Origin of the sequence: Nitrospira japonica (assembly GCF_900169565.1) — a bacterium.
Taxonomy (GTDB): domain Bacteria; phylum Nitrospirota; class Nitrospiria; order Nitrospirales; family Nitrospiraceae; genus Nitrospira_C; species Nitrospira_C japonica_A.
In genome coordinates this window covers 2,865,115-2,878,499 of sequence record NZ_LT828648.1, presented here as the reverse complement: position 1 = coordinate 2,878,499, position 13,385 = coordinate 2,865,115, and the positions used below count along the sequence as shown (strand labels likewise).

Annotated in this window: 2 protein-coding genes, 1 tRNA gene and 1 pseudogene; 2 read left to right on the top strand and 2 right to left on the bottom strand. The window is 59.2% G+C overall.

What is annotated here, in order from left to right:
* Nucleotides 1-2: 2 nt before the first annotated feature.
* Nucleotides 3-1,607, bottom strand: coding sequence for a cyclic peptide export ABC transporter (locus NSJP_RS19770; RefSeq protein ID WP_231989543.1), 1,605 nt, complete (start codon nt 1,605-1,607; stop codon nt 3-5).
* A 508-nt stretch (nt 1,608-2,115) separates the two neighbouring features.
* Nucleotides 2,116-10,905 (bottom strand): annotated as a pseudogene (locus NSJP_RS13675) (amino acid adenylation domain-containing protein); the annotation flags it as partial.
* A 393-nt stretch (nt 10,906-11,298) separates the two neighbouring features.
* On the opposite strand from NSJP_RS13675, the gene NSJP_RS13670 reads away from it, so the two are divergent.
* Together NSJP_RS13670 and NSJP_RS13665 are read left to right on the top strand one after the other, a co-directional pair.
* A tRNA-Ser gene (locus NSJP_RS13670) sits at nt 11,299-11,388 on the top strand.
* A 243-nt stretch (nt 11,389-11,631) separates the two neighbouring features.
* Nucleotides 11,632-13,353, top strand: a complete 1,722-nt coding sequence (locus NSJP_RS13665) for an alginate O-acetyltransferase AlgX-related protein (protein ID WP_172834343.1) — start codon at nt 11,632-11,634, stop codon at nt 13,351-13,353.
* Nucleotides 13,354-13,385 lie beyond the last annotated feature (32 nt).

The following is a 13,385-nucleotide window of genomic DNA, read 5'->3' as shown; positions in this document are numbered from 1 at the left end:
GCCTATGAGCCCACGGCTGGCCGAGCCCGCAGTCCGGCCGCATCGGCATCGACGATGCGGCCTTCTTCCAATTTGACCACTCGATCGCCCAGGTGGAAATAGCGATCGTCATGGGTGATGACAATGACGCTCTTGCCGCGGGCCCGCAAATCCGGCAACAGCTGCCGATAGAAGACCTCTTTATACTCGGGATCCTGGTCTGCGGCCCATTCATCGAAGACATAAATCGTCCGATTCTCCAGATAGGCGGTCACGAGCGCCAGCCGTTTGCGTTGCCCTTGCGAGAGTTCGGTCGTGGAAAACGCGCGCCCGTTGATGGTGACCTTATGGTCGATCTGCAGCCGCGCGAGGTATGAATGTGCCTGGGATTCGATCGACGATTCGTCGAGCCCGAGCAACTTGTCGAACAAATAAAAATCCGAGAATACCACGGAGTAATGATCGCGATACCAGGCTCGATTGGCATCCGTGACGAGCCGGCCGGCAAGACGAACCTCTCCTTGCAGCGGCGGATACAGTCCGGAGAGGACTTTGACGAAGGTCGATTTGCCGCTGCCGTTTCCCCCGATGACGAAAACGAGCTCTCCCGGTTCGATTGCGATGTCGATCGGTCCGAGCGAAAAATTATGCTCTCTCCTGACGTCGCTCGCATATGTGAAGACGACCCCCTTCAGTTCGACGACGGGACCCGTCTGCGGCTCCTCGGCCGCATCGACGACGTCCGTCTTGACCCATTCGTCGAGCGAGACGCCGAGTCTCTGAATATTGTCGAAGGCGACCTGTCCCTTTTCCAACGTCGGCAAGACGCCGATAATGCCCCAGATCGGCGCCATCATGTACAGCAGCACGACCACGTAGCCGATCAACGATTCGGAGGACAGTGAGAAGAGCCGGGGAAAGACGAAGAGGATGACGCCGATCATGGCGTAGAACGCCAATTGCGACCAGGCTTCTGCGAACGTGTATTGCCGGGACGCCTCGATGCTGCTGACCCGATAGCGATTGGCCGCCGCGTACAGCTCGACGTCGAGAAACTCCTTCCGGCGCCGGCGATGCATCATCAGCTCTTTGATCCCTTCGGTCAACGAGCGAAATTGCCGGAAGAGCTGCGAACGCGCCTCGCGGGACGAATAAATCGTCGCGAAGGCCATCATATGCAGCCATCGGTAGCCCCATGCACCCAGCAACGTGGCGGTGACGACGAGGAGAAACGTCGGCAGGGAAAGCCAGGCAAGATAGAGCCCGCATCCCGCGACGATGGCGCCATTCATCGCCAGATTCGGCAAACATTGAATCGACCACGCCAGCATGCTCACGTCGTCGCTGAGAGTGACCAGAATATTCGACGGTCCCTGCGCCTCGATCCGGTGGAACGGCGCCTTCAAGATTTTGTCGCACAGCGTGAGCGAGATCTCCAGCGTCATGTCTTGGGAAAATCGGGTCAGCATCAATTGCGAGGCGATTTGGGTCAGCAGCTTGCCGATGACGACGCCGACGAAGCCTGCCGCCAGGATCGCGCCTTCGTCTTGACGGTGCTGGAGCACCCGGTTGATCAAGGCCAGCACGGCCGCACTGCACAGACCCGAGAGCACCCCGACGCCCACCATGGCCAAGAGGATCGATCGGGAACGCTGTATCAGAAAGTAGATGAATCGGGGAAACCGCTTTGTTCCAAAACCGACGTTGCATATGGTTGGCCAATTCCTCCACGTACGGAGAGACGAACATGCGCCCGGAGTTTTCAGCCTGAAGATAGATGCGGCTGCTGCCGTGGCTCCCCAAGTCTTGCCAGTCATGGCGGGTATCGGCCACGCCTTCCCTAACCGTGTTCCTCGACGCAACGACGTTGACGATGTCGCCGTCCATCGGCTCCACGCGATATCGGGATACGGCGACCAGAGTCGCCTTCGTCAGCCGCTGGACCTGAAAATCCTGATCCATAATATGATCCGTGACGGATTGGTCGATCAGGCTCTTGAGGACCAAGGCCTTTCGCTTCGTGGTGGGCCACCACTCTCCCAAGGGAAGGCCGACGATCCCCATGAGATCCGACCAGATTTTTCCCATGACTACCGCCCCCATGAAGACCGGATTGAGCAGGCGGCGACGATGACTCGTATAGGAATCCGGGTGCCATGTATCGAGCATGAAAATGGTGACATCCTTCTTCTCCGCCCGCAGCTGGCGGGCCATCTCATAGGCGATCAGTCCCCCTGTGCACACTCCGGCAATCAGAAACGGCCCCTGTGGATGGACCTGCTTCATCGCCTGGACATAGTGCGTCGCCATGTCCGGGACCGACGTAAAGGGAGCTTCCATGCCGTCCAAACCGCGCGCTTGAAGGCCGTAGATCGGTTGATCGGCCCCCAGCAGTTTGGCGAGCTTGGCGAAGACCAACACATTGCCTCCGACGCCGGGCACCATGAACAGGGGCGTGGAGACGCCTTCGGCTTGAATGGCCACCAGCGATTGCCAGGGAGGCGTCCAATTGGCCTGCGTGAGCACCGCCGCCAGATCCGCGACGGTCGGTGCTTGAAACAGCGTGGCGAGCGGCAACTGCCTGCCGAATACGGCCTCCAGCTGGAAGAACAGCTGCGCCGCCTTGAACGAGTGGCCTCCCAAATCGAAAAAATTATCGTGAATGCCGATCTCCTGTACGCCCAGCACCTGCTGCCAGAGTGCGGTCAATTGCAGCTCCATGCCGTTTCTCGGAGCGATACGGGCGGCGCCTCCGGCATGACCGGAGACCTCGGGCTCGGGCAATGCCCGCACGTCGATCTTGTTATTGGCGGTGAGCGGCAGCTTGTCCAGCAGAACAAAGTATGACGGAACCATATATTCCGGCATGAAGGCCCGCGCATAAGCCCGGAGTTCATCGGCGACGGGTGCGGCCCCGTCTGCCGCCACGACGTAGGCGGCGAGCTGCTTGATTCCCTGTCGATCGGGCCTGGCCGTGACGACGGCCTGCCGAATCTTTGGATGACGGCTCAACACGGACTGGATTTCCTCCAATTCGATCCTGAACCCGCGGACCTTGACCTGGGTATCCAGCCGGCCCATGTGAATCAATCTTCCGTCTTCGCGATATCGAACCAAATCACCGGTGCGATAAATCCTGGCTTCGAGGTCGTTTGAAAACGGATGACGAATGAACCGGTCTCCGGTCAGATCCGTTCGGCGATGATACCCCTGCGCCAATCCCGCTCCGCCGATGAATAACTCTCCCGGCACCCCGACCGGCACTGGCTGCAAATGTGCATCCAGCACGTAGACTTCGGTGTTCGCAATGGGCCGACCGATGGTGATCTCAGGTTCTTCCGGCATCACCCGATCCATCGTCGACCACACGGTGGTTTCAGTCGGTCCGTACATGTTCCACAAGACTTTGACCCGTTTGAGCAGCAGAGACGCCAGATCAGGAGGCAACGCCTCGCCTCCGCAGAGGGCGGTCAGCGAAGAGCTCCCCGACCAGCCGGACTCGAGCAAGAGACGCCACGTGGCGGGAGTGGCCTGCATGATCGTCGGTTGGACCGCTTCCAGCGTCCGCGCCAATCGCCAACCGTCCATGGCCACGGCCCGGCTCACGAGTTCGACTCGTGCTCCCACCAACAGCGGCAAATAAAGCTCCAGCGCCGCGATGTCGAAGGACAACGTCGTCACGGACAACATGACGTCGCGGGAGACACACCCCGGTTGATCCTTCATCGCCCACAGGAAATTCGTCAACGAGCCGTGTCGGATCCGTACGCCCTTGGGATGTCCGGTGGAGCCGGACGTATACAGCACGTAGGCTAGGTCCCGAGCCGTCGCCACGGGGGCCGGATTGTCGTCCGGTCCTTGTCGAAGAGCGGCGGTTTCCCGGTCGAGACGGATCTGCCGGCAATTCTGTCCCGCGAATCGTTCGGCGAGTACCGAGGTGGTCAGGACGAAAGGCGCTTCCGAATCCTCGACCATGAAGCGCAGCCGGTCGCGCGGAAAGTCCGGATCCAACGGCACATAACACCCTCCTGCCTTCATGATGGCCAGCAGGGCCGCGACCATCTCGATCGAGCGATCCAGACACAGTCCGACGATGGTTCCTGGCCGGACTCCGGCATGCACCAACAGCCTCGCCAGCCGGTTCGCCTTGGCATTGAGATCGTGATAGGACAGGCTGGCACCCTCCATCGATACCGCCGTGGCATTGGGAGCGCGTTGAACCCGTGCTTCAAAGAGTTCCGGAAAACATTGCGTATGAGGGTACGGTGAAACCGTTCTGTTCCAATCGACAAGCAACTGCATCCGCTCGGCCTTGCCGAGCATGGACAGCTCCGAGATACGCGCGGCCGGTCGTTCCACGGCATCCTGCAGAAGGGACAGAAAATGCTGCAGCAGGCGAACCGCCGTCTCTCGCTTGAACAGGTCGGTATTAAAAGTCAGGTATGCCTTCTTGGCCACTTCGAGTTCGACCGTCAGGCTGAGATCGAACTGAGCGGACCCGGGATCGACTTCGAAGGGCTCCCATTTGAGGCCGTAGAGCTGAATATCCCCGATCGGGGCGTTCACCATGTTGAACAGCACCTGAATCAACGGAGCCATACTGGGATCCCGCGCCGTTTGCAATGTATCGACCAGGCGGTCGAACGGATAATCCTGATGGGTAAATGCACCCAGCGAGGCCTCCTTGACCCGTTCGACCAAGTCGACGAACGGCGGATCGCCGCCCAGATTCAATCTGATTACCAGCGTATTGACGAAGGTGCCGATCAACTGCTCCATGGCCATTTGGGTCCGATTCGCGATCGGCGAGCCGACAGCGACATCCGTCTGTCCCGAATAGCGGCTCAACAGGAGTTGGAAACACGCCAGCATCGTCATGAACGACGTGACCCGGTGCCGGGCGCCGAACTGTTTGAGCGTCTCGATCATCGAATCGGGAATGTCTATCGAGCAATAGGCACCCCTGAACGTCTGCATCGACGGCCGCGGATAGTCGGTCGGCATGTTGAGAGTAGAAAGGTCCGCCAGCGTCTTCTTCCAATAGCCCTCCTGGTCTTCCAGAACCTCGGCGGTCAGACAACGACGCTGCCACGCCGCATAGTCCGCGTATTGCACGGCAAGAGGCATTTCGGGCAACGGGAGGTCCTGGCTCAGCGCGTTATAGTAGGAAGCGAAGTCCCGGCCAAGAATCCCGAACGACCATTGGTCTCCGACGATATGATGCAGGTTGAGAATCAGAAGATGGTCGTCCTGCTCGAGTTTGACCACCGATATGCGGGCCAGAGGCCCCCGTTCCAAATCGAACGGGCGTCGTCCTTCTTCCTGTGCGATTCGACGGGCCTCGGTCTCGCGCAACTCCTTCGGTAATCGGCGCAGATCGATTTCCACGAGATGAGGAGACTGCCAGGGGGCGATGCGCTGGACCGGTCCGGTACCCGTCATGGCAAACGTGGTCCGGAACGCTTCGTGACGACGCGACAAGAGATCGACCACCTGACGCAAGATCGGCACCTTGAGCGCGCCCCGTTGCCGGGAGACGAAGAGCAGATTATAGGCGGTAGCTTCAGGCGCCAGCTGCTGAATGAACCACATCCGCTGCTGCGAATACGACAGCGGGAGCGGCTTCGCCCGCGAGACCGGAGTGATGGGCGGCAACGGCGGCCGAGCGTTGGCCCGGCTCTGCTCGGCCCGGATCCGGTCGGCCAAACCGGCGATCGTCGGATCGTCGAACAGCGCTCGAATGGGCAACTCGACGCGGAAGACCTCGCGGACGCGGGACACCACCTGGCTCGCCAACAGCGAGTGACCGCCGAGCGCGAAAAAACTTTCGTGAACATCCGGAGCTGATCGGGCCAGAATGTCGGACCACAGTTCAATGAGGCTGTATTCGATTTGATCCCGCGGCCGAGGCGAGGGAGCACCGGCCGGTTGCGGCGCTCTAGTCCATTGCTGCAACGCCTTTCGGTCGATCTTTCCGTTGGGAAGCAGCGGCAGTGCATCCAGAACTTCAACGGCCGTCGGTACCATGTAAGAAGGCATTTTCCGCCGAAGAAGGTCCAGGAGATAGGCGCCCGCCGGTGCCGGTTGTTGATCGACCGTCACGAACGCGACGAGCGTCGGCCCAACCGCCGAGGCCGACTGTACGACGGCGACCGCGTCGCGGATTCCCGGCAGCGCGCGCGCATTCGCTTCGATCTCGCCCAATTCGACCCGATAACCTCGAATCTTGACCTGCTCGTCTTCCCGGCCGATGAATTCGATATTGCCGTCCCGCCGGAACACACCAAGATCACCCGTCCTATACAGGCGGGTCCCGGGCCGGAAAGGGTTATCCATGAACCGCTCCCTGGTGGTCTCCGGCTGGTTATGATACCCGTGCGCAAGCCCGGCTCCCCCGATATACAGTTCGCCGATCATGCCGACCGGAACCGGTTGCATGGAGGAATTCAGCAGATAGACCGTTGCATTGGCGATCGGTTTTCCGATGGGTACTCGCACGCCATTCTCCGTACCGTTGGTCTTGTATACGGTCGTCCAGACCGTCGCCTCCGTGGGGCCATACTCGTTGTAGAGCGATACGTCCGGAAGGCGTTCGTAGTGCCGATGCACCACGTCCGGAAACACACTCTCGCCCGCAACGACCACTGTCTGCAACGTCCGCAGCGCCGACGGTTGGCTCTGGCACAGCAGCACTTCGTACAGCGAAGGGATGAGTACCACGTGCGTGACCGCATGCCTTGCGATCAGCGCCGCCAACTGGTCGGTGTCGCGGGCGCTGTCCTCCGATGGAACGATCAATGTGCCTCCGCACAATACGGACCAGAAGATGCTCGTGATCGATCCGTCGAACGCAAGAGGAAAGGTCAACAGGCACCGCTCCGCCCGCGATCCATAGTAATGCAACCGTGCCGCGAGAGAGTGCTGAAGAGCCCCATGCGTCACTTCGACCCCTTTGGGGCGGCCGGTCGAACCGGATGTATAAATGATGTAGGCCAGCCGATCCGGCCGTATGGTCGGCAGAGATATCGTCGAGGCCGACGACGCGGCGGCCTGCTGGAGTTCCTCCAATTCGATGATCGTGTCGTCGGCGAAGGGCAGCTGCATCCGCAGGTGGCGTTGCGTGACGACGAGACTGACGTCGGCGTCCTCCAGCACCATGCGCTGACGCTGTTCCGGAGCCCCGGGATCCACCGGGACATATGCGGCGCCGGCCTTCAGGATTCCGAACAGGCCGACCAGGCTTGAGACGGAACGTTCCACGCACAATCCCACGCGCGCGGGATCTCCCTGCGTCACTCGGCAGATGGCTCGCGCCAATACCGTCGATTGGATATCCAAGTCTCGATACGACAGGCGGCCCTCTCCGCACACGACCGCGGGATAGTCGGGCGATGTGCGGGCCTGGAATGTCAGCAGATCCGGAATGGTCGCATCGCAGGCGAGCTCGGCTTCTGTCTCGTTCCAGGTTTCCAATACCATTCGACGCTCTCCCTCGGCCAGCAGAGGCAATGCAGCGACGTGCATCGCCGGATGGGCGACCATCGCCTGCAGAAGCATCACAACCTGATCCAGCATCCGATCGACCGTCGAACCGTCGAAAATATCCTTGTCATACAACAGGACGAGTTCGAGGCGATCCTTTCTGTTCAGAATCAGCAGAGTCAGGTCGAACTCGACTGCAAAGTCGTCAATGGGCAGGTGGCTGGCCTTCATATCACGAAGCGCCAGGTCGGTGAGCGGATCATCTTCCCACACGATCATCACATTGAAGGGAACGGCGGGAGTTCCGTCACCTTGAGCGTTCAACGCCTCGATGACCCGCTCGAACGGCACGTCTTGATGGTCGTACGCGCCAGCCACAACGTTTCGCGAGCGGGTCAGGAGGTCGCGCACCGTTCGGACGTCGGTCAGATCGAGACGCAACACGACGGTGTTGGCGAAATAGCCGATCGCCTGTTCCACTCCCGACAGCCGTCGATTGGCAACGACCGTTCCCAGGGCAATGTCGTCGGTTCGTGTACAGCGCTGGAGCCAGACTGCGAATGCGGCATAGAGCAGCATGAACTTTGTCACCGCTTCCTGCCGGCAGAACGACTCGATCGCCTCAAGCAAAGAAGGATCGAGCGCGCGATATCGAGCCCCGCCGAGGTATCGCCGTACCCGCGGCCGAGTCCGATCGGTCGGAACCCGAAGTGCCGGAGGATAGTGGGCGAGAAGACGTGTCCAATAGTCCAGCTGCAGCGGCCATTCAGACGCGGTCCCCTGGAGCTGGATTTCGACGTAATCCCTATACCCTTGATCCGAGGAAGGCGGAAGCCTCAAGGCCCCGTCAGCCGCGTCATAGATGGTTCCCATCTCCTTCATCAGAACCCGCAAGGACCATCCGTCCGCGATGAGTCGATGAATGGTCAGTACTAATACATGGTCGTCCAGTCCCCGATCCAAAAGAAGAGCCCGGAGAAGAGGCGGCGTGCCCAGATCAAACGGAACGAGCGTTTCTTCCTTGATCCACCGTCGAACTTCGTCGTCCACACTCGCGGTTGGAAGATCCGCCATTGAGGCGCGGCGCATTCTGACCTCTGCCTCTGCGAGGATGTGCTCCTGAACCGCGCCGGCCGCAACGGAATAGAAAGCCCGTAGCAGCGGATGCCGACGAACGACTTCCGTCAGACTGTCCTGAAGCCTGCCGTGATCGAGCGCACCGCGAAGCCGCACCGCGAGGACGATGTGGTTGAGGGCACTCCCTGGATGTATCTGCTCGATGAACCATAGTCTCCGTTGTCCTGGGGACAGACTGCGGGGTCGCGCCGGATCGGCGTCACCACTCCCGTCCATTCGGGATGACCTGAGAACAGCGGCGATGGAACCCGACTCCTCCGACTCCTGATGAGACGACACGGCGTGCCCGGCATCCATCCTGGCGAGGTCCCCGAGCGTACAGGACCCAAAGAGCTGGGCGAACGTCACGTCGATGCCGAAATCCGACTCGAGCCGATGCTTGAGCATCGTGACCTTGAGAGAATCAAGTCCGTAGCTGACGATCGGCTTGTCCAGGCTGACTTGACCGGAGACGATGCCGGCACAGTCGGCAAATGCACGGACCAGCGCCGCTTCACGATTGTCATCTGCAAACGGCAACGGGAGCACTTCAGTCTCCCCCGGAAGATCCGACGCATCCGTGGCCTTGCACGAAGCCACCACTGCAATGGTGTTGTTCAGATAGGCCGACCGACAGGCACGACGTTGGATCTTTCCACTCGACGTTCTGGGAATCGCACCGGAACGGACAAAGACCACGTCGTGAACCGGCGCGCCGCAGTGCTGGGCAATCGCGGTGCGGACGGACATCGCCACGGCCTCGGTATCCAGATCCCGTATACGCTCGATTTCCTGGACGATTACCAACTGTTCGGTCCGTTCTCCCTCGACCGTGAAGGCCGCGCAGCCCCCTTGCCGCAGACCGGTATGACAGGCCTCTGCCACCTGTTCCAGATCCTGAGGATAGAGATTCCGGCCGTTCAGAATGATGAGATCTTTGAGTCTTCCCGCGATGAAAAGCTGGCCGTCGTGCTGAAACCCGAGATCCCCTGTGCGGAGATATCGTGACGTTCGATCCTCTTCAGCCGACGAGAACGTTGTCTCGTTGAGTTCCGTCCGGTTCCAGTACCCTTCAGAAACACTGGGACCGGATACCCATATCTCGCCCACTTCACCCGGCATACGATCAACAAGGTATGTCGGATCGACGATCCGAATCCGCACGCCCGGAAGCGGCCGCCCGCAACCAACGAGCGTGCGAATGCCGTGACCGTGGCCGGCCCTCACTTCCACGAGATGACGTTCCAGTTGGTCCGACGCCAACGATAGAATCAGCGGCGGTTCATCGGTCCGGGCGCTCGTGACAACCAGTGTCGCCTCGGCCAAGCCATAGGCCGGCATCAGCGCCGTCCGCTTGAATCCGTGAGGCGCGAAGGTCTCACAGAATCGGTCTATCGTGGAGGGTCGGATCGGCTCCGCACCGCAACTGGCTACAGTCCAACCGCTTAATTCAGCATGCCAATCAGATCGCTTGTCCGACTGTTTGGCTCGTGCTTGCACACAGGCTTCGTAGGCAAAATTGGGAGCGCCGCTGTGGGAAATATTCCAGCGACTGATGGCCTCGAGCCAGCGGAGGGGACGGCGGAGGAAAGTCACCGGGGACATGAGAAACGCAGGAATCCCGGCATAAAACGGTGCGATGATCCCGTGGACCAGACCGTAATCGTGATAATACGGCAACCAACAGAGCGATCGGCTTTCCGAACCGACCGCTGCCGAGAGCGTCAATCCATGACATTGTGCCAGCACGTTGTCATGAGAGATCATGACCCCGCGCGGTCCGGTCGTCGATCCTGAGGTGTATTGGAGATAGGCGATCGACAAATTCTTCTCCGTTTGCGGAGTTTGCCTCCGAATTTCGGATACCGGGGATTCGTAAAGCTGGTCGAGCGAAATCACGTTCGAAAGTGCAATACCGACCCCATTAGACGCATCCGCGAGTGTCGCCCGGCCCGCCGACGTGGTTATAACGAGCGAGACCGACGCATCCTCGACAATGGCCAGTAGTGCTGGCAGGCTGTTCTTTGTTCTGAGTGGGTCGGGCGGCGGCGCAGGAACCGGAATCAGGCCGGCCAGGATCGATGCCCAAAACGCACACACCATGTCGAGCCCAGGAGAAAACAGCAAAAGGACTCGAGCGCCAGGCTCAGCCTGGCGCTCGAGCTGTGCCGCCAACCGACGGACCAGTCCGGCAAGCTGCTCATAGGTATACTGTCCACCGAGCTCGAGATCGTCCCGAAGATACGTGTAGGCCGTCGCCTGCGGTTCTCGGCCGCAACGCCAGAAGAAGAGTTCATCCAATCTGTGAATGGAACTCGGCACCTGCATCAGCATGCGGCAAACATTCCAGCGTGGGTAAGATGCCTGCGGATATCCGGCTTGTGGATCATATGAGCGTTACAGGGCCTTGAATAGCCTGTACGTTTGACGAGCGTCCTGATCAGTTGATCAGTATACCCACCAGGCTATTACCTCGTAAAACCGAGCGCCAGCACACAACATAGTACACAAACTCCCAAAACCAAAGAAGAAAACCCAATTTTGGCCCGAAAATCATGGTAAAAATCCCGGGAATGAGATGGCGGGATGAACTTGGAAACCCCGAGGAGCGTCCTGCAGGAAAACCAATTGAAAAATGACGGCTTGCAGGGTAAGCTCCCGTTGCTGCTGAATTGAACGGAGGCTTGCCAGTCCCGCCGAGAGTCAGTCTCACCAGCACACGGAGAGGTGCGAGAGCGGCCGAATCGGGCAGTCTCGAAAACTGCTGTCCCGGTAACGGGACCGTGGGTTCGAATCCCACCCTCTCCGCCACATAAGAATATCGCGACCCATTCCGCGAATACCGACCTTAACCACCGGGGGTTGCTAAATCGGAGCAACCTACGGCGACGGTCGATCCTGGGTGATAATAGGCACGGAATGCTCCGTGAGACCGATAATATTTAACTATTGCCAATGGGTCGCCAGAAGGATACGCTCGTTCTTTAGGCGACCTAGGAATCTCGCTAGTCCCGTCCTGCCGGCCGGTCTGGCATGAATACGAATGTGCGGGCCATGAATATCGTTCGATTAAAGTCTTGGGCTTCCCGCCTGTTCTCGAACAGACTGGCCTTGGCCGTCGTGATTCTCTTCGGCTTCGGGTACGTATTTCTCTGGCTGACCGGCTCAACCAACAGCATACAGCTCGCCGATAACCTCATTGCCATGTACCTGGTGACCTGGGGCTTGTATGGAATGACGTCCCGAGTGTCCCGGCAAGAAGTACGCAGCAGGTTTGTCACGGTCACGGTTACGCTCTTGTTGTGTTTGGCTGCTCTGGAAATTCCGGCTGTCCTCCGCCTGGTCAACTACCAAGACCTCTTCAGCACTCCCGGCAGTCCCAATTGGTGGAACATTCCCCAGTATGTCGAGGATCCCGAACTGGTGTGGATTCATACCCCCCACTATCAGAAGAAGGGGAAATACGTTCGAGGTAACGTCGCAGAGGCCTTGTGCGCCACCATGGTGAACGATGTGCGGGAATACGATGTCCGATACGACCAGCATGGATTCCGCAATCAGACGGATTTGACATCCGCGGATATCGCCGTCGTCGGAGATTCCTTCGTTGAATCACCGCAGACCCCGTATGACTCCCTGATGACCAACGTCCTAGGAAATCTTCAGCATGCCTCCGTGGCCAACCTGGGAATTTCCGGCTACGGGCCACAGCAGGAATTGATCGTGCTAAAACGTTTTGCGCTGCCGCTGCGCCCGAAGACGATCGTCTGGGTGTTCTATGAAGGCAACGACCTCAACGACGTCCAGCGATATGAGGACAGTTTGCATTTGACGGCCGAGTCGCGACCGCCTCAAAGCGTCCTGAGCCAGATTTGGACACGCTCGTTCTTGAACAATTTGTTGTCGACGTTCGTCCGGTTACGCGACGGATGTCAATCGTCTTCGGCGGTCGGAGATTATTATGCGCTCGTGAAAGACGCACAGGGACGGGAAACGCGGCAGTATTTCATCTCCGACCTGTTCAGCACTCCCGCCAAGCATATGGAGGCGATGTCGATTACCCGGACCTCTCTATCAACCGCGCATCAATTGTCCCGTCAGCACGGCTTTCGACTGGTCGTGGTCTTCGCACCAACGGAGTATCGAGTCTATAGTGACGTGCCAAGCGTGATCGAGTTTTCCGATAAAACCAAGGATTGGCGGCCCAGCAATCTTCCCTCACGGCTTCGTTCGATGGTCGCCGACATCGATCCCAAGATCGACTTCATCGACCTGACGCCCGTCTTCAGGGATGAGGTCTCGAGATACGGCCAGCCCTTTCTTTCTGACGATACCCATTGGTCGGATGCGGGTCATGCATTGGTCGCACGAACGATCCATGACGCGCTGATCAACGGCAGCCCGGCCTACGTCGTCCAGAACGTCCCGGATCAGCAGGACGACGTTGTCGTGTTGGATCAGAACGACAGCGCCCTGATGGTCCGTGACGCCGACGGGACGATTCGGTATTGGAATAAGGGCGCGCAAGAGCTGTACGGCTTTACATCCAGTGAAGCATTGGGGAAGAGTTCACACAGTCTGTTGAAGACCCAGTTCCCGAAGCCGCTCCCGGCGATCGAACGTGAGATGATGGAGAAAAAATTCTGGTACGGCGAACTGGTCCATCGACGCCGCGACGGCTCCAAGGTATTCGTGAGGAGCCGGTGGGATCTGCAGCAGAATCCCAAAGACAAGACCATCACGGTCCTCGAGGTCAACAGCAAGAACAATTCCTGAGCGCCACCCCGTCCTATCCAAATCTCCGGTCG

Excerpts from the sequence above, each read along its gene's own strand:
- NSJP_RS19770 (WP_231989543.1), bottom strand. The coding sequence starts at position 1,607 with ATGGTGGGCGTCGGGGTGCTCTCGGGTCTGTGCAGTGCGGCCGTGCTG.
- NSJP_RS13665 (WP_172834343.1), top strand. The coding sequence starts at position 11,632 with ATGAATATCGTTCGATTAAAGTCTTGGGCTTCCCGCCTGTTCTCGAAC.